At 59.2% G+C, this 16,757-nt stretch carries 15 protein-coding genes; 6 read left to right on the plus strand and 9 right to left on the minus strand.

The genetic code is table 11. From position 1 onward, the window contains the following. Positions 1 to 47 precede the first annotated feature (47 nt). The 7 genes from AEP_RS00845 to cyoA are packed head-to-tail and all read right to left on the minus strand — an operon-like array spanning position 48 to position 6,931. Positions 48 to 581 (minus strand): response regulator transcription factor, encoded by a 534-nt coding sequence (locus AEP_RS00845; protein WP_087493644.1) that lies wholly within the window; start codon positions 579 to 581, stop codon positions 48 to 50. Continuing rightward, on the minus strand, positions 571 to 1,914 hold the full coding sequence (locus AEP_RS00850) for an ATP-binding protein (RefSeq protein ID WP_087493645.1): 1,344 nt from the start codon (positions 1,912 to 1,914) through the stop codon (positions 571 to 573). The genes AEP_RS00845 and AEP_RS00850 overlap by 11 nt, the downstream gene beginning before the upstream one ends. Continuing rightward, the gene (locus AEP_RS00855; protein ID WP_335583059.1) at positions 1,898 to 2,725 is read right to left on the minus strand and encodes an SURF1 family protein; all 828 of its coding nucleotides are present in this window, start codon (positions 2,723 to 2,725) and stop codon (positions 1,898 to 1,900) included. Before AEP_RS00855 ends, AEP_RS00850 begins: the two co-directional genes overlap by 17 nt. A gap of 16 nt (positions 2,726 to 2,741) precedes the next feature. Continuing rightward, a complete protein-coding gene (cyoD, locus tag AEP_RS00860) occupies positions 2,742 to 3,197 on the minus strand; it encodes a cytochrome o ubiquinol oxidase subunit IV (RefSeq protein ID WP_087493646.1) in 456 nt (151 codons plus the stop codon). Next, positions 3,198 to 3,833 (minus strand): cytochrome o ubiquinol oxidase subunit III, encoded by a 636-nt coding sequence (gene cyoC / locus AEP_RS00865; RefSeq protein ID WP_087493647.1) that lies wholly within the window; start codon positions 3,831 to 3,833, stop codon positions 3,198 to 3,200. Then, entirely contained in the window at positions 3,826 to 5,829 is a 2,004-nt protein-coding gene (gene cyoB, locus AEP_RS00870) for a cytochrome o ubiquinol oxidase subunit I (RefSeq protein WP_087493648.1), read from the minus strand. Before cyoB ends, cyoC begins: the two co-directional genes overlap by 8 nt. 55 nt (positions 5,830 to 5,884) lie before the next feature. Further along, positions 5,885 to 6,931 (minus strand): ubiquinol oxidase subunit II, encoded by a 1,047-nt coding sequence (cyoA, locus tag AEP_RS00875; protein WP_087493649.1) that lies wholly within the window; start codon positions 6,929 to 6,931, stop codon positions 5,885 to 5,887. Positions 6,932 to 7,161: 230 nt separating this feature from the next. Here cyoA and AEP_RS00880 point away from each other — a divergent pair, with 230 nt between their 5' ends. The 6 genes from AEP_RS00880 to AEP_RS00905 all read left to right on the plus strand — a co-directional run bounded on the left by AEP_RS00880 (position 7,162) and on the right by AEP_RS00905 (position 14,999). After that, positions 7,162 to 8,496, plus strand: a complete 1,335-nt coding sequence (locus AEP_RS00880; RefSeq protein WP_087493650.1) for an MFS transporter — start codon at positions 7,162 to 7,164, stop codon at positions 8,494 to 8,496. 190 nt (positions 8,497 to 8,686) lie between these two features. Then, a complete protein-coding gene (locus tag AEP_RS00885) occupies positions 8,687 to 9,271 on the plus strand; it encodes a PadR family transcriptional regulator (RefSeq protein WP_087493651.1) in 585 nt (194 codons plus the stop codon). Beyond that, positions 9,271 to 10,122 (plus strand): siderophore-interacting protein, encoded by an 852-nt coding sequence (locus AEP_RS00890; protein WP_087493652.1) that lies wholly within the window; start codon positions 9,271 to 9,273, stop codon positions 10,120 to 10,122. The genes AEP_RS00885 and AEP_RS00890 overlap by 1 nt, the downstream gene beginning before the upstream one ends. Before the next feature lie 105 nt (positions 10,123 to 10,227). Then, complete coding sequence (locus AEP_RS00895; protein ID WP_087493653.1) at positions 10,228 to 12,057, plus strand: hypothetical protein; 1,830 nt, start codon at positions 10,228 to 10,230, stop codon at positions 12,055 to 12,057. A gap of 117 nt (positions 12,058 to 12,174) precedes the next feature. After that, positions 12,175 to 13,677, plus strand: a complete 1,503-nt coding sequence (locus tag AEP_RS00900) for an aldehyde dehydrogenase (protein WP_087493654.1) — start codon at positions 12,175 to 12,177, stop codon at positions 13,675 to 13,677. Positions 13,678 to 13,697: 20 nt separating this feature from the next. Continuing rightward, positions 13,698 to 14,999 carry an NAD(P)/FAD-dependent oxidoreductase gene (locus tag AEP_RS00905; protein WP_087493655.1) on the plus strand — a complete coding sequence of 434 codons (1,302 nt, stop codon included), beginning with the start codon at positions 13,698 to 13,700 and terminating at the stop codon, positions 14,997 to 14,999. A gap of 4 nt (positions 15,000 to 15,003) precedes the next feature. On the opposite strand, the gene AEP_RS00910 is transcribed toward AEP_RS00905, so the two are convergent. Both AEP_RS00910 and AEP_RS00915 read right to left on the minus strand, forming a co-directional pair. After that, entirely contained in the window at positions 15,004 to 15,744 is a 741-nt protein-coding gene (locus AEP_RS00910; protein WP_087493656.1) for a YceI family protein, read from the minus strand. A 5-nt stretch (positions 15,745 to 15,749) separates the two neighbouring features. Next, positions 15,750 to 16,757, minus strand: coding sequence for a zinc-binding alcohol dehydrogenase family protein (locus tag AEP_RS00915; RefSeq protein ID WP_087493657.1), 1,008 nt, complete (start codon positions 16,755 to 16,757; stop codon positions 15,750 to 15,752).

Raw genomic sequence — 16,757 nt, forward strand, 5'->3', positions numbered from 1 at the left:
CGCAGATCCCACGGGCGCTGCGCGGCTTTTTTATGGCTGAAAGAGTCTCACACCCGCTGCTTGTCGAGCTTGCGGCTCAGGGTTCGGCGGTGCATTCCCAGTCGGCGGGCAGCTTCAGAAATATTGAAGTCGCTTTCGGCAAGCACCTGGTGAATGCGTTCCCATTCCAGCGTTTTGATGGAACTGGAGCGGTTGGTCAGCGCTACCTCGGTGTTGCCTTCTTCCTGGCCGAACGCGGCTTCGATGTCATCGGTGTTGGAGGGCTTGGCCAGGTAATGACTGGCGCCCAGCTTGATCGCTTCCACCGCAGTGGCAATGCTCGCAAAGCCAGTGAGCACCACGATGCGCATATCCGCACTGTGGGCGTGCAGTGCCCGCACGCAAGCCAGGCCGCTGGCTTCACCCTTGAGTTTGAGGTCGACCACCGCATAGGCGGGCGTATGGGCGGGCAACAGGGCTTCCACGCCGGCCAGTCCATCGGCATGCAGCACTTTGTAGCCCCGTCGCTCGAAGGAGCGGGTGAGGGTGCGGGCAAACGCTTCGTCGTCTTCCACGATGAGCAAGAGGCGTTCAGTGTCCATGGGTGTTGTTCTTTTCTGGTTCCGGCAGGGAAATATCGGGTAGGGACAGGGTGATGGTGACTCTGGCACCGCCTTCCACCCTATTTTCGGCGCTCAGGCTTCCCCCCAGGGTGCGCGCGACATTCATGGACAAGAAAAGCCCCAGCCCGCCGCCGGGACGACCCTTGGTGGATTGGTAGGGCACCCCGATGTGGCTCAGCACCTCCGGCGTAAAGCCCGGGCCGCGGTCTGTCACGACGATGCGCAGTGCATCCCCGTCCCGGCTGGCTTCCAGGCTGACCCATTGCGGGGACGCATCCCGCGCGTTGTCCAGCACGTTAAACACCATTTGTTCCAAGGTGGTGTCGGCCACCATCGCAGTGTTTTCGTCGACCTGGTTGTCATACAGGAAGGTATCCACCGATCGTGTGCCCCGCCATTCCCGGACCAAGGTGTCCAGGAACGCACGCACGGTGGTCTGGCTGGAGTGTTCGCCGCGCGCTTCACCGGCCGAGAGCAGAATGCCGCTCACGATGCTTTTGCAGCGTTGGACCTGGGCTTCCATTTCCGCGATGTCTTCTTTGAGTGACGGGTCACGCACCAGGGCAGGCATGTGTTTCCAGTCGCCCAGGATGACAGCCAGGGTGGCCAGTGGCGTGCCCAGTTCATGCGCAGCGCCTGAAGCCAGCAAGCCCATGCGCACGATGTGTTCTTCTTCTGCTGCGCGCTGGCGCACCGCGGCCAAGCGCGCATCGCGACGGCGCAGGTTGTGGTTGATGCGGGTGATGAAAATCACCACCAGGATCGCATTGAGCAGAAAGCACACCAGCAGGCCCATGACGTAGGGGCTGGCGAGGCCCTCATGCAGGTTGGGGGCAAGCGGCAGTGGAATGCTGAAATTGGCCAGCAGGGCCACGCAGGCCGAGGTCACGACCACGATGGAACCTATGTACCCGCCGCGCAGCAGCATGGCGCCCACGGCGATCTGCAAAAGGTATAAAAAAACAAAGGGGTTGCTGATGCCCCCGCTCAGGTACAGCTGGGCGGTCAGGGCGGCCACGTCTACGAGCAGGCCGATAAACAACTCGACCTCATGCACGGGCTTGCGGGCGCGCCAGCGCAACAAGCAGGCCAGATTGAACAGCACCATGCCGCCCACGATGGCCAGCATGGGCTGCAAGGGCAGGTGCATGCTCAGGCTGTAGTGCGTCGCTTCAATGGTGAGCAGCTGCCCGACCACCGCAATCCAGCGCAACTGGATGAGCTGGTGCAGGTTCTTCAGCCCCGCTGAGGCGTCCGCCAGCCTTGCCTTGGCAGGCTGGGGAACAGGAGGGGCTTTAAGGCTGGTGTCCATGGGGGGTATTGTTGCTTGCCGCGCGCAGACGGCGCTCGTAGCGTGCCACAAACACCCCGGACCCTACGACCATCATTGCCAAACCGAACCAGGTCAACGCATAGACCAGGTGGCTATTGCTGAACTTCACGATGGTCAAACCCTCACGCGGCCATGGACCGGTGCTGACAGTGGCAGCTTCCGGGTTCGCGTTCAAGGTGGCATCCGGCAGACCGGCATCGATGAAAAAGGGGGCGGTGACTGGCAGTTGCCCGGCTGCGGCAATAGCGGCCACATCGCGGGAATACCATTTTTGGCCCTGCGGATCGTTCCTCCGCAGGAATCCACCGTCAGGCTCTGTTTTGCGCAGCAGGCCCCGGACCTGCGCTTGTTCATCCGAAGAGTTGGTCACCGCAGGCGCCTCCAGCCACTGGCTGCGTAGCTTGGCCGGAATGAACCCGCGGTTGACCAGTACCACTGTTCCATCTTTTTGCTGCAGAGGGGTGATGACCCAGAAGCCTTGCCCCAGAGCGGTAGTGGCTTGGGTGAGCACGGTTTTCCCGTGCAGCCAGTGGCCTTGTACCTGCACATGCCGGTATTCGAAGTCCGCGGGCTGGAGATTCGGCCACTCTGCAGGTGACGGCAGGTCTGCGGGCGGAGCCTTTAAGCGTTCTGTGACCCGCTCAATCAGCTCCAGCTTCCAGGCCCGGCGTTGCACCTGCCAGACTCCGAGCCCTACAAAGCCCACCAAGAGGGCCAGGCCCACCAGTGTGAGCACCGCCAATTGCCACTTGCTGTGAGGGCGCTTGGGCGCAGGGTCGTGGTCTGTCACAGTGCTGCGAGGCGGATCAGGGAGCAGCCTTGGGCTGAGCCTCCGGCTGCGCACCGTGTTCCATAGCGGCAGGCATGTCCGTGTGGGTAGGCATCATGTTGGCGTTCATGTGGAACATGACCCACAGAGTGCCGGTGATGGCAATGGCCACAAAGACGACGGTGAAGATGGTGGATAGCAAGGTCCAACCGCCTTCGATCTTGCCGTTCATGTGCAGGAAATACACCATGTGCACCACGATCTGCACGACCGCGAAGGCACCCAGCACCAGCACGGCGGTGGGGCGGTCTGAGATCACCTTGGCCATGACCAGCCAGAAAGGGATGGCGGTCAGGATGATGGATAACACAAAGCCGGTCATGTAGCCCGAGAAGGTGCTGTGGGGCTCGTTGGCAGCGTGGTGCCCGTCGTGCCCGTCGTGCCCGTGGGCGTCGCCATGGTTGTCCGAAGCGTGTGAGTTATGTGCGCTCATTTACAGCACTCCCATCAGGTACACAAAGGTGAAAACGCCGATCCAGACCACATCCAGGAAGTGCCAGAACATGGACAGGCACATCAGGCGACGGTTGTTGGCCGGGGTCAGGCCATGTTGCTTGATCTGCAACATCAGCACCACCAGCCAGATGAAGCCGAAGGTGACGTGCAATCCGTGGGTGCCGACCAGCGCAAAAAACGCCGAGAGGAACGCGCTGCGCTGGGGGCCGGCACCTTCCTGAATCAGGTGGTGAAACTCATACAGCTCCAGACCCAGAAAGCACAGGCCAAAGAGTCCTGTCACGGCCAGCCAAATCAATGTTCCCTTTACATCACCCATTTGCTTGCGCAGCATGGCAAAGCCGAAGGTGATGGAAGACAACAGCAGGAAACCGGTGTTGATGGCGACCAGGGTCAGGTCAAACAGTTCCGCGCCGTTAGGGCCGGCCGCGTAGCTGCGGCCCAGCACACCGTAGGTGGCAAACAGGGCTGCGAAGATCAGGCAATCGCTCATCAGGTAGAGCCAGAAGCCCAGCGCAGTGCCGTTCTCTGGATGCGGCTCATGGGCGAGGTGGTACTCGCGGGGAGCTAGCGCGCCGGCTGCGGCGCCGTGGGAAGTGCGGATATCAGACATGGCGGGCCAATTGAAGTGTGCGGGCTTCTTCGGTGGCAGTCACTTGGGCTGCGGGAATGTAGAAGTCACGGTGGTAATTGAAGGTGTGAACGATGGCTGCAATCAGCAAAGCGGCAAACGACACGCCGGCCAGCAGCCACATGTGCCAGATCAGCGCAAAACCGAATACCAGAGACAAGCCCGAGATCACCACGCCGGCCGCAGTGTTGGCGGGCATGTGGATGGGCTCAAAGCCAGTCAAAGGGCGCTGGTAAGAGTGCTTTTTCATGTCCCACCAGGCGTCGATTTCGTGCACCACTGGAGTGAAGGCGAAGTTGTAGTCCGGTGGAGGAGAGGAAGTTGCCCACTCCAGCGTACGGCCACCCCAGGGGTCGCCCGTCCAGTCACGCAGCTCATCGCGCCTGAGGTAGCTCACCACCAACTGGATCAGGAAGCAGCCAATGCCGGCCGCAATCAGGGCGGCGCCGAAGGCGGCAATCACAAACCATATTTGCAGGGATTGATCTTCAAAGTGATTGGCGCGGCGGGTGACACCCATCAGGCCTAGGATGTAAAGCGGTGTGAACGCGACCCAGAAACCGACCACCCACAGCCAGAAGGAGCGCACGCCCCAGGTGCGGTCCAGCTTGTAGCCAAAGGCCTTGGGGAACCAGTAGTTGATGCCGGCAAACATCCCGAACACCACGCCGCCAATGATCACGTTGTGGAAGTGCGCAATCAGGAACAGGCTGTTGTGCAGGACAAAGTCAGCGGGTGGCACCGCTAGCAACACACCGGTCATGCCGCCGATGGCAAAGGTGATCATGAAGGCTACGGTCCACATCATGGGCAGCTCAAAGCGGATGCGGCCCTTGTACATGGTGAATAGCCAGTTGAAAATCTTCGCCCCGGTGGGGATGGAGATGATCATGGTGGTGATACCGAAGAACGTGTTCACACTCGCACCGGAACCCATGGTGAAGAAGTGGTGCAACCACACCAGGTACGACAAGATGGTGATACACACCGTGGCATACACCATGGAGGTGTAGCCGAACAGGCGCTTTTTGCTAAAAGTAGCCACGATTTCCGAGAACACACCGAAAGCCGGCAGGATCAGGATATAGACCTCAGGGTGGCCCCAAATCCAGATCAGGTTCACATACAGCATGGGGTTACCGCCCAGCTCGTTGGTGAAGAAATTGGTGCCGACGTAGCGGTCCAGAGACATCAAAACCAAAGCAGCTGTGAGCACAGGGAAAGAGGCCACGATCAATGCGTTGGTGCACAAGGCAGTCCACACGAACACGGGCATCTTCATCAGGCTCATGCCGGGCGCACGCATTTTGATAATGGTCACGATCAGGTTGATGCCTGAGAGCGTGGTACCGACCCCGGCAATCTGCAGGGCCCAGATGTAGTAATCCAGCCCGGTGCTGGGGCTCTGCGCTCCGAGGTTAGACAATGCCAACCAACCGGAGGTAGAGAACTCACCCAGGAACAAGGAGAACATCACCAGTACGGCACCTGCGGTGGTCATCCAGAAGCTGAAGTTGTTCAGAAACGGGAAGGACACATCGCGTGCACCGATTTGCAGGGGAATCAGGTAATTCATCAGTCCGGTGACCAAAGGCATGGCCACGAAGAAAATCATGATCACGCCGTGAGCGGTGAACACCTGGTCGTAGTGGTGCGGCGGCAGGTATCCCATGTTGTCGCCAAAGGCCATGGCCTGCTGCAGCCGCATCATCACCGCGTCGGCAAAGCCGCGCAGCAGCATCACGATACCGAGCACCATGTACATGATGCCGATCTTCTTGTGGTCGATGCTGCACACCCAGTCGCGCCAGAACGGGCCCCAGAGGCGGAACTTGGTCATCAGGCCCAGGGTGGCCATACCACCCAGGCACACCATGAGAAACGTCCCCAGAATGATGGGGTCATGGGTCATGGGCACAGCGTCCCAGCTAAGCCGGCCTAAGGCCCAGTGGGTGTCAGTCAGAGTTTGGGAGGACATAAATAGTCTCTTTGGCAAAGCGCCGGCTGACACGATAGGCAGCCGGTGCGGAAAATCATTGTTGGACGACGGCGCGGTTAGCGTTGCGGGTTTCCAGGGCAGCGATGACCTGGTCGGCGTTTTGCACGGTGCACACGTCTTGCGGCATGCTCAGGCCCATGGCTTTCACGTAAGCGTTACCGCCACGGGCATCGATGGCCATCATGTGGTGCATACACATCTTTCCGTCTTCCACACAGCGGTTGAGCACCTTATCGTAGAGACCTGGCTCCACGCTGCTAAAGCGCTGTACCGGATCACGCTCACTGGGCTTCACCAGGTTTGTATAGGTGGCTTTATCCAGCGTCTTTCCTTCGGTCTTGGCCTTGTTGACCCATGCGGCGAAGTCTTCGTTGCTCAGGCCGTGGAACTTGAAGGTCATGCCGGAGAAGCCTGCACCGCTGTAATGAGAGGACATGCCCTTGAACACGCCAGGCCGGTTGATCACGGCGTTTAGCTCGGTCTGCATACCGGGCATCGCGTAAATCATGCCGGCAAGGTCAGGCACATAAAACGCGTTCATGGTCGAGGTTGCGGTCAGCTTGAACAAAATGGGGCGGTCCACCGGTGCTGCCAGTTCATTCACCGTGGCGATGCCTTGTTCGGGGTAGAAGAACAGCCATTTCCAGTCCATGGCCACCACTTGCACTTCCATGGGCTTGACATCAGCGGGCAGTGGGCGCTGGGCATCAATGCGGTCCAGGGGGCGGTAAGGGTCGAGTTTGTGGGTGCCGATCCAGGTCAGGGCGCCCAGGGCAATGATGATGAGGAGCGGGACTGTCCAGATCACCAGCTCCAGGGAGGTCGAGTGGTGCCATTCAGGGTCGTATTCGGCTTCCGTATTGCTCTGGCGGTATTTCCAGGCAAAAAACAGTGTCAATGCAATCACGGGGACGATGATGATCAGCATCAACAAGGTCGCGGTGATCACCATTTGACCTTGCTGCGCAGCGATATCGCCTGCAGGATTGAGTACAACAGCCTTGCTGCAGCCGGTAAGTCCGGCCGCCATGGCCATGGCGGCGAGCCAGCTGAGCTTGCGGAAAGCCTTGAGTTTGAACATGCTTGCTGCGCCCTTGGACAGAGCGCCTTGGTTGGATACAAAGGAATGAGCTTCCGACTGTAATTTCGCTAGCAAATTTGTCCATTGGACATTTTGTCCAAGATCAAAGTGTTTGACGGGGTGCTGGCAATCAGGGTTTTCCTGATCCTCAACTTGGCGGGAAAGGACGGAAACCCGCACCGCTTGGGTGTACAACGGTGGCGTGTCTGTTGTTTGAGGAATCTGCCTTTATGTACCAACCAGCTTCTGCGGCCCTTGCCGGGTCAGGTTACGAGAGTTCTGTGTCCCTGGCTGGTGCCCACACCGATGAAGATGTGACGCCCGGCGAAATCGCCGTCGGGGTCATCATTGGTCGCTCGTCGGAATATTTCGACTTTTTCGTGTTCGGAATCGCGTGTGTTCTGGTGTTTCCGGGCCTGCTTTTTCCCTTTTTGTCGCGTTTGGACGGTACGTTGATGGCTTTTGCCATCTTTTCGCTGGCGTTTGTAGCCCGCCCAGTCGGAACCGCCATTTCCATGGCCGTCCAAAGGCGCTGGGGTCGTGGCACCAAACTTACCTTGGCGCTTTTCATGTTGGGAGCCAGTACTGCCGGCATGGCCTTCCTGCCCAGCTATGCGACGGCGGGAACGACCGCCATCGTGGCGATGATCATTCTGCGCATCGGCCAGGGCTTGGGCCTGGGCGGTTCCTGGGATGGATTGCCATCTCTGCTCGCCATGAGTGCCCCCAAGGACCGCCGCGGTTGGTTTTCCATGGTCGGCCAATTGGGCGCACCCATCGGTTTTGTGTTGGCGGCGGGCCTGTTTGCCTATCTGCACAGCAATCTGACTTCTGCTGAATTTCTGAGTTTCGGCTGGCGTTACCCCTTCTTCGTTGCGTTTGCCATCAATGTGGTGGCCCTGTTTGCCCGGCTGCGTTTGGTGGTCGGCCAGTCCTACGCTGAGCGTTTGCAGGAGTTGGAGCTCCAGCCCGTGAGCGTGACGAAAGTCATGCGGGAAGAGGGCGGCAACGTGCTGTTGGGTGCCTTTGCAGCTTTGGCGAGCTTTGCACTTTTCCACCTGGCCACCGTGTTCCCGCTTTCGTGGATTGCCATGTACTCAGAGCAATCTATCGGGGATGTGCTGGAGGTGCAGATCATTGGTGCCATGCTGGCGGCCATCGCCATCATGTTTTCCGGCTGGTTGGCTGATCGCGTGGGGCGCCGCATTCTGCTTGGCACCATGGCTGTGTTAATCGGTTTGTTCAGCTTCGCGACTCCCTGGTTGCTGGGCGCGGGTACGGTGGGAAACAACATCTTTTTGTTGACCAGCTTTATCCTCCTCGGCCTCTCCTACGGACAGGCATCGGGAACCGTGACCTCCAATTTTTCACCCCGTTTCCGCTACACGGGCGCGGCCTTGTCCGCTGATCTGGCATGGCTGATGGGTGCGGGCTTTGCCCCTCTGGTTGCGCTTGGCTTGTCGGCGCGTTTCGGTCTAGGTGCCGTTTCGCTCTATTTGTTGTCAGGTGCCATTTGCACTTTGGCCGCATTGCGCATCAACCGCTTGATTGAACGCAAAGAGTAAAGAGCAGGGCGAATTGCCCTAGCCCACACGGCCGCCGGCTTCCTGCACTGTCAGGACCCGGCGGTTTTTTTTATTTGGGCAAAGCTGAATTCAATGTGTAAAGGTTTGGCAAAGGTCATTTGCAAGTCTTGATATAGATTGTATTTAGATATATCGTAATGCAGTCTAAATTAAAACTGAGAGATTCTTCATGAGATTTCATTTTCAACACAAAGCTTTGCTTAGCCGCTCCGTAGACATGGGTGGAGGCTCAGGGCGTGGGCGGGGCCGTTCGGGCGACGGTGAGCTCGATGGACGTCGAGGCGGTGGGCGCTTGTTCAGTCACGGAGGCCTGAAGTTTGTGCTCCTGCACTTGGTTTGCGAAAAGCCCAGCCACGGTTACGAACTTATCAAGTCCATTGAGGACAAGCTCAGTGGTAGCTACAGCCCCAGTCCCGGTACGGTGTACCCGACTCTGACTATGTTGGAAGAACAGGGCTATCTTGTGGGACAAAGCGCAGACGCGGGTGGACGCAAAAGCTACCGCATCACCGAAGATGGCAAGGCGTATTTGGAAGACAACCGCACATTGGCAAATGCCATGTTGGCCCGATTGAATGGATCTGTGGATGGTGCTGGTGCTAGGGCAGGACGCCCGCCTCAGGTCACCCGGGCCCTTGAGAATCTGAAAATGGCTATCCGTATGCGACTGTCCTCAGAGCCACTCAATGTGGAGCAAGCCAATGCCTTTGCCGCTGTCTTGGATCAAGCAGCACAGCAAGTGGAGAAAATCTGATGAATTCGCAACTTGCGCCCCTCGAGCTACACCTCCCCTCCAATGGCCCTGAATTGCATCCACAGCGGGTTCGGTATCCCCTTCGATTCAGGCTGTTGGACGTTGTCTCAGTAGACCGGCTAACTCCTTTTTTGACCCGTGTGACCTTGGGGGGGGCTGATCTAGAAGGTTTCGTCAGCTCGGGCTTTGATGATCACGTGAAGTTGTTTTTTCCAGACCCGGAAACCGGTGTTTTCAACCTGCCGGAAGTGGGACCTGAGGGGCCAGTTTGGGGGGAAGGTGCCCGTCCCGTGATGCGGGACTACACACCTCGGCATTTCGATGCAGCAGGCCGGACGCTGGCAATTGATTTCGCACTTCACACTCCGGGTGGTCCTGCAACTCGGTGGGCCGAGCAAGCCCGGGTCGGCCAAAAAATTGGAGTGGGCGGTCCCAAAGGGTCGTTCATCGTACCTACAGCTTTTGATTGGCATTTGCTCATCGGTGACGATACGGCACTCCCTGCCATAGCAAGAAGACTGGAAGAGCTGCCCCCGGCTACCAAGGCCCGCGTCTTGCTCGAGGTGGAAGGTCCGGAGGGGCAGATGGAACTGTCGAGTGCGGCGGATCTTAAGGTTCAATGGGTCCATCGTGGCAGCAGCGCCGCAGGCAGCCAACCATTGCTGGCTGCCTTGCGGGAAATGACCTTGCTACCCGGTGTTTTCTACTCTTGGGTGGCATGTGAGTCGGTGCAGGCGAAGGCTCTGCGTGAGTACCTCATGGTTGAGTGCCGCGTCAATCCGCGATGGATCAAGGCCTCAGGCTACTGGCGCAAAGGCAGTGCGGGTGCCCATGATTCGTTTGATCGCTAAGGCCCAGCCCCGTTGAGTCCTGAGTTCACATTGCCCGTTGTGGGGCCCTGTGGTTGAATACAGCCGCCATCAAGAGCGGTGTGACCACAAAGAGGGAGTCAGTGCATGGGCAATTACAAATTTGGCGTCGGAGTCGAGCCACACAAACGGTGGCCTGTTGCTTGGTTCAATCCCTTTGTGTTGCTGCAGTCCGCGAGGGAACTTTTGTCGTCCACGGACGTCATCCGGAATGCAGACCCCAGAGACCTCTGGTCCGGTACGTTCAAGCCCGTGGACCACGCCCACGAGACGGGGCCCGACGGCAACTTCTGGTTTGACTTCGTGTCGGACACAGGGGATGGTGGCAACGCCACGTTCACGGTGGCGAGAGCTCTGTTGGCGGAGGAGCTTGCGCCTCAAGAAACAGGCGCATCCGGGACCGTGGTTTTTCCCAGAGGGAAGATTTTGTACCTCGGTGGTGATCTCTGCTATCCCAGTGCAAATGTTCAGGAGTACCAATACCGGTTTCTGGAAATGTTTGAGGGCGCGCGCAGCGCGCAAGGGGCTGACCCGGATGGTCGCAGTGCATATGCCATCCCGCAGAACCATGATTGGTTTGACAGCATCTCCACGTTCAAGCGCTATTTTGTTCATCGCAACAACGGCGAAGTGTGCGGGCTGAAAACGCCGCAAACACGTTCTTACTTCGCCACCCGTCTGCCACAGCGTTGGTGGGTACTGGGGCTGGATTTCGCATTGGCGGGTGACATTGATCGTGGCCAGTACGAGGCATTCAGACGCCTGGCTGGGGATGCCATCGGCGGAGAGGACAACCCCTCCCAACAAATTCAAGCCGGCGATCAACTTGTTCTGATTTATCCCGAACCTTACTGGACCCGTCCGATCGGCGACTCCGCCCTGCAGGGTTACCCCAAACGCTACCAGCGCCTCGAGGCCATGTTGGAGGCCAAAGGAATACACATCCGCATGCGATTGGCCGGTGACGTGCACCATTACAGCCGGGAGTCCAGCGAACCCCTGGATGCGCGTCAGGACGACATGCTCCTGACATGCGGATCGGGTGGTGCTTTTCTGCACCCCACCCATGCGAGGGCGTTAACACAAGCCAAACTCAAGTGCCAAGCGTCAGATCCTGATGCCATCAGCAGTGAGTTGCGTACTGCCACCCATATCGGCACGGTCGGGTCTACAGGCGGTGCCGGCGCGAGCTATGTGCGCCAGTGTGCCTACCCTGATCCGGCAGATTCACGGGCCCTGAGCCGGGGCAATGTGTTGTCTCTGTTCAAGTTCGCATGGAACTCTTTGTCCATTCGGGACGGGAGCTTGATGAGCGGGATCTGGCGCGGGAATGTTCTATTTTCCCTGCTGCTCGGTGCGATCTACGTAGTGACAGTTTTTGGCGGTCCGTTTACATCGATGGCTTACCTCGCGTTGCTGGGCCTGTGCCTGGGTTTGGCGAGAGAAGAATCAGACCTGTTCGCAAAATGGGTATCACCGGTCCTGCACTTCGCTGGACACACTCTCGCACTGTTGGGTATTCATGGGCTCGTTGCCATGGTCCCTGCAACGGCAGGAAGTCCGATGTATGCGATCTTGGCAGGGTTCGTTTACCTGATTGCAGGCAGCATCGGCGGCGGGCTGATTACGGGGGTCTACCTGTGGGTAATGGCGCGTGGGGGATGGATGTGGAACAACGCCTTTTCCCCGCTTGCCTGCGAGGACTACAAGGGATTTCTGCGCTTCCGTATTGATGCTGAAGGCACCTTGACGGGTTACTTTTTCGGGTGCGACAAAGTCCCCAAGCAATGGCAATGTAACTCCTCAGATCAGGCCGGCCCCGCCGGTGATGTACGGCCGGCCTGGACTGAGGCTCCGGGTGTCAATAAGGCCACTTGGCGGCTGGTAGATACCTTCTGTTTGGTGCCTCGCTCCTAGTTTCGTCATCCCACGGGATGTAGTGGAAGTGGTCTGCCCGACAAACGCAAAGTGGCTCCTTCAGTAGCTTCTTGCCGAGGGTATCGTAGGGGCCACTTTCACAGAGTTGGTATTGCCATGACTACACCCGATTCCACTTCCCCTTGGCATGCGCGTGCCGCTTCACTGGTCACCGATGGGCGGCTATTTATCAATGGCGAGCGTGTTCCCGCCAAGGACGGCCAAACCTTTGAGAAGCACTCGCCGTTGAACGGATTGGGTTTAGGTACCGTCGCCCGTGGACAAAAAGCTGACATTGATGCCGCAGTGGCGGCAGCCCGCGCGGCGTTTGCTGATCGGCGTTGGGCAGGGCAGTCGCCCAAGGCCCGCAAAAAGGTGCTCCAGCGTTGGTCGGAACTAGTGCTAGCTGCCCGCGATGAATTGGCATTGCTGGAGACCTTGGACATGGGCAAGCCTATCTCTCACAGCCTGGCGGTTGACGTGCCTGCCACGGCCAACTGCATCGCTTGGTACGGTGAGGCAGTCGACAAGCTGTACGACGAAATTGCACCCACTGCAGACACTGCCTTGGCACTCATCACCCGGGAGGCCATGGGTGTCATCGGTGCCATCGTCCCATGGAACTACCCGCTCATCATGGCCGCCTGGAAACTGGGCCCTGCTTTGGCTGCGGGAAACAGCGTGGTGCTCAAGCCCAGCGAAAAGTCCCCCTATACCGCCCTGCGATTGGCCGAATTGGCGCTGGAGGCAGGTTTGCCCGCAGGCGTCTTCAATGTGGTGACCGGTTATGGCCATGAGGCGGGCGAGGCCCTTGCGCTGCACATGGATGTGGATGCCATTGGTTTCACCGGCTCCACCCGCATCGGCCGGCGCATGTTGGCATGCTCCGCGGAATCCAACCTCAAGCGGGTGTACAACGAGCTGGGTGGCAAGTCCGCTTTTGTGGTGTTCAACGATGCCAAAGACGTAGCCGCTGCTGCCCGGGCTGCAGCAGGCTCTGTGTTCTACAACCAGGGCGAGTCTTGTAACGCGCCTACCCGCCTGTTGGTGCAACAGGATGTGGTGCCCGAGTTCATGGCGACCTTGCAGGACGAAGCCCGCAAATACCTGCCTGGTGACCCGCTACAGGAGTCCACGGAAATGGGTGCCTTGGTAGACGCGGGGCAAATGAGCACCGTGTTGGGTTACATCCATCAAGGTCAGGCTGAGGGTGCCAACATTGCTTTCGGCGGCCGGCGTGTGCGTACCGAGACCGGTGGCTATTTTGTGGAGCCCACGATCTTCGAGGGTGTGCGTAACGACATGAAGATTGCACGCGAAGAGATCTTCGGTCCGGTGCTTGGCGTGATTCCTTTTGCCAACGAGGCGGAGGCGCTGGCTTTGGCCAATGACAGTGTGTATGGCTTGCAGGCCAGTGTCTGGAGCAGCCAGATTGACCGCGCGCACCGGGTAGCCCGCGGCCTGAAGGCCGGCACTGTGCATGTGAACCAGTACGACGAAGACGACATCACGGTGCCATTCGGTGGCTACAAGCAGTCCGGTAACGGGCGTGACAAATCCTTGCACGCCTTTGACAAGTACACCGAGCTGAAGACCACCTGGCTCCGGATCGACGCCTGATCCCCACATTGAGGTTGTTTATGTCCCAGTCTGTCCAAGCGGCGGCGTCGGCCGCGCACGCCCCTTCTTATTACGCCGCCAGCGGGCTGCCCCAGCCTCAGCGCCCACCCTTGCTGGGGAATGCGGAAGCCGATGTGGTTGTCATCGGTGCCGGGTATACCGGCTTGTCATCCGCCTTGCATCTGGCCGAATCCGGTTTCAAGGTGGTGGTTCTGGAAGCGGCCAAAGTGGGTTGGGGCGCTTCGGGCCGCAATGGAGGGCAGCTGGTGCACAGCTACTCGCGTGACATGGATGTGATTGAGGCTCGCTATGGCAGCACCACCGCGCAAGCCCTGGGCAGCATGGCCTTCGAGGGTGCCAAAATCATTCGCGAGCGGATTGTTAAGTACCAGATTGACTGTCACTTCAAACCGGGTGGCATGTTTGCCGCCATCACTGCCAAGCAGGTCAAGCAGTTGGAGCACCACAAACAGCTCTGGGAGCGCTATGGTCACCAGCAGCTGAGCCTGTTGGATGCGACTGAAAGCGAAGCCGCCATCGGCACAGGGCGCTACCGCGCCACTTTGCTCGATCACAGTGCCGGACACATGCATCCACTGCGCTTGGCACAAGGCGAAGCTGCTGCATTCGAGTCACTGGGGGGTGTCGTGCACGAAGGATCGCCGGTGCTGCGCATTGAGCGCGGCGACCCTGCCGTGGTGCATACCGCACAAGGGCAAGTCAAAGCGCGTTTTGTGATCGTGGCCTGCAACGCCTACATTGGCGGGCTGGAGCCTCAGCTGGCCTCGCGGTCCATGCCCTGCGGTACCCAGGTGATCGCGACAGAGCCCTTGGGAGATCGCTTCCCTGAAATCCTGCCCAGCGACTACTGCGTGGAAGACAGTAACTTTCTGCTGGACTATTTCCGCCTCTCCGGTGACCGGCGCCTGCTGTATGGCGGTGGCGTGATTTACGGCGCCCGGGACCCGCAGCATGTGGAGTCCATCATCCGGCCCAAGCTGCTGAAAACATTTCCTCAATTGAAAGATGTTCGCATCGACTATGGCTGGACGGGCAACTTCCTGCTGACCCTGTCGCGTCTGCCGGAAGTGGGGCGCCTGAGTTCCAACATTTACTACTCACAAGGCTGCTCAGGGCACGGGGTTACCTTCACCCACTTGATCGGGCGGGTGCTCAGCGAGGTGATTCAAGGCCAAGCCAACCGCTTCGATGCCTTTGCCAATCTGCCGCATTACCCCTTCCCGGGCGGGCGCTGGTTCCGGGTGCCGCTCACCGCGCTAGGCGCCTGGTATTACGACCTCCGGGATAAACTGCAAATCTAGAGTTTCAGGGCGATGCGGGGACGGCCCGGGCTATCAGCCGAAATTTGATTTTCACAGTGTCTTGCACCGTCAGCGCTCCCATGGCGATGCTCAATGGGGTGATGCCGAAATCCGATTGGCGGATCTCAAAACTGCCCTGAATTGCCAAGGCGCTTTCTGTCTCGCTCAGCGTGACGGGCAGCCGAATCTCGCGTGTCTGGTCCTTGATGCGCATGCTCGCCACGACGTCGGGGTTGGCCGTGCTTCCGGTGATGCGGGTGGCACGGATACTGATCTTTGGAAAATGCTCACCATCCAGCAGGGTGGGACGCAGCATGTTGGCTTTGGTGCCCGCTTTGGCATCTTCGCTCACGTTGAGGGGAAAGTCTTCTCCCTCTTCGGCCCGTGCAGCGTTGTCATCGACGATCAGGGTGTTGACCGGGACCTCAAGCTCAAACCCGGAGGTCTCTGCAGTGGCTCCGCGCCATATCTGCCCCTGTAGGTCGGCAGAGCTGATGACATGGTTGTGCCCCAGTCGGGCCATGGTGCCGCCCCGGTACACGAGAATGCGCAAGCGGGACTCAGCCGGCGCTATGCGATAGCTCTTCAGATTGGCAAGTGTTGGGGGCGTGGGTGGGGTCGAGGGCCTTGCTGCCGTTGCCTCCGCAAGGACAGGCTGAGGGCCGGGCACGCGCTCAGGCGGTGAGCTGCATGCCCAGAGTCCGAAGGTGGCCAGCAGCCCCAACAGGTAGCCAGGCTTGCGCATCTGCGTTAGCACTCCACGATGGCTTTGATGACACCTGCTGAAGGGTTCAACAGGTCCTTGAACTTTTCAGGAACGTCGGCCAGGGGCATGCGGTGGGTGTTCAATGCGGTCGGGATCAGACCCGCGCGCATGGCTTCCAGCACGGTCTGGAAGTCTTCGGTGGTGGCGTTACGACTGCCCATCAGCGTCATCTCCCGTTTGTGGAACTCCGGGTCGGAGAAGGTAATGTTGGAGGCTACGACGGAAATCAGTGTGTAGGTGCCACCATGGGCCACAAATTTAAACCCGCGCTCCATGGCCTTGGGGTTGCCAGTGGCATCAAACACCACGTCAAAGAACTCCTGGTTGGTGAGCGTGGCCAGTTCAGCCTCGTCACTATCGCCCAAGGTGACACCGGCACTGACGCCCAACGCGCTGGTGCAGAAGTTCAGCCGGTCCTGCCGGCTGTCGAGAGCTGTCACCACAGCACCGCGTAACTTGGCAAAAATCATGGCGGCCATGCCGATAGGGCCTGCGCCCACGACCAGTATGCGTTGTCCTTTCTGGACCTGGGCCCTGCGCACCGCATGAGCGCCAATGGCCAGAAACTCCACCATGGCAGCCTGGTCCAGCGAGACACCGTTGGCCTTGTGCACAAATTGCTGCGGCACGCTCAGGTACTCCGTGAACGCGCCGTCGCGGTGTACGCCCAGCACCTGGATGCGGGTGCAGCAGTTGGTCTTGCCTGCGCGGCACGCAATGCAGGTTCCGCAGGACAGGTAGGGCATCACGTACACGGTGTCGCCGGCTTGCAGCGTGCCGCCCTCGGGCGCTTCCTCCACAATCCCTGAGAGCTCATGCCCCATTACGCGGGGGTAGTTCAGATAGGGCTGGTTGCCGGTGAAGATGTGCAGGTCGGTGCCGCATACGCCCACGCGTTTCACGCGCAGCAGTACCTCGCCTTCCGCACGTTCTGGCTTGGGGGTGTCATGGGCACGCAGGGTGCCGGGGGTTTCGCAAACAACGGTCAACAT

Origin of the sequence: Curvibacter sp. AEP1-3, from assembly GCF_002163715.1 — a bacterium.
Taxonomy (GTDB): Bacteria; Pseudomonadota; Gammaproteobacteria; order Burkholderiales; family Burkholderiaceae_C; genus Allorhodoferax.

What these genes read in the sequence shown, in the direction of transcription:
- AEP_RS00845 (WP_087493644.1), bottom strand. Translation starts at nt 581, where the DNA reads ATGGACACTGAACGCCTCTTGCTCATCGTGGAAGACGACGAAGCGTTT.
- AEP_RS00850 (WP_087493645.1), bottom strand. Translation starts at nt 1,914, where the DNA reads ATGGACACCAGCCTTAAAGCCCCTCCTGTTCCCCAGCCTGCCAAGGCA.
- cyoD (WP_087493646.1), bottom strand. Translation starts at nt 3,197, where the DNA reads ATGAGCGCACATAACTCACACGCTTCGGACAACCATGGCGACGCCCAC.
- cyoC (WP_087493647.1), bottom strand. Translation starts at nt 3,833, where the DNA reads ATGTCTGATATCCGCACTTCCCACGGCGCCGCAGCCGGCGCGCTAGCT.
- cyoB (WP_087493648.1), bottom strand. Translation starts at nt 5,829, where the DNA reads ATGTCCTCCCAAACTCTGACTGACACCCACTGGGCCTTAGGCCGGCTT.
- cyoA (WP_087493649.1), bottom strand. Translation starts at nt 6,931, where the DNA reads ATGTTCAAACTCAAGGCTTTCCGCAAGCTCAGCTGGCTCGCCGCCATG.
- AEP_RS00880 (WP_087493650.1), top strand. Translation starts at nt 7,162, where the DNA reads ATGTACCAACCAGCTTCTGCGGCCCTTGCCGGGTCAGGTTACGAGAGT.
- AEP_RS00885 (WP_087493651.1), top strand. Translation starts at nt 8,687, where the DNA reads ATGAGATTTCATTTTCAACACAAAGCTTTGCTTAGCCGCTCCGTAGAC.
- AEP_RS00890 (WP_087493652.1), top strand. Translation starts at nt 9,271, where the DNA reads ATGAATTCGCAACTTGCGCCCCTCGAGCTACACCTCCCCTCCAATGGC.
- AEP_RS00895 (WP_087493653.1), top strand. Translation starts at nt 10,228, where the DNA reads ATGGGCAATTACAAATTTGGCGTCGGAGTCGAGCCACACAAACGGTGG.
- AEP_RS00900 (WP_087493654.1), top strand. Translation starts at nt 12,175, where the DNA reads ATGACTACACCCGATTCCACTTCCCCTTGGCATGCGCGTGCCGCTTCA.
- AEP_RS00905 (WP_087493655.1), top strand. Translation starts at nt 13,698, where the DNA reads ATGTCCCAGTCTGTCCAAGCGGCGGCGTCGGCCGCGCACGCCCCTTCT.
- AEP_RS00910 (WP_087493656.1), bottom strand. Translation starts at nt 15,744, where the DNA reads ATGCGCAAGCCTGGCTACCTGTTGGGGCTGCTGGCCACCTTCGGACTC.
- AEP_RS00915 (WP_087493657.1), bottom strand. Translation starts at nt 16,757, where the DNA reads ATGTTGACCGTTGTTTGCGAAACCCCCGGCACCCTGCGTGCCCATGAC.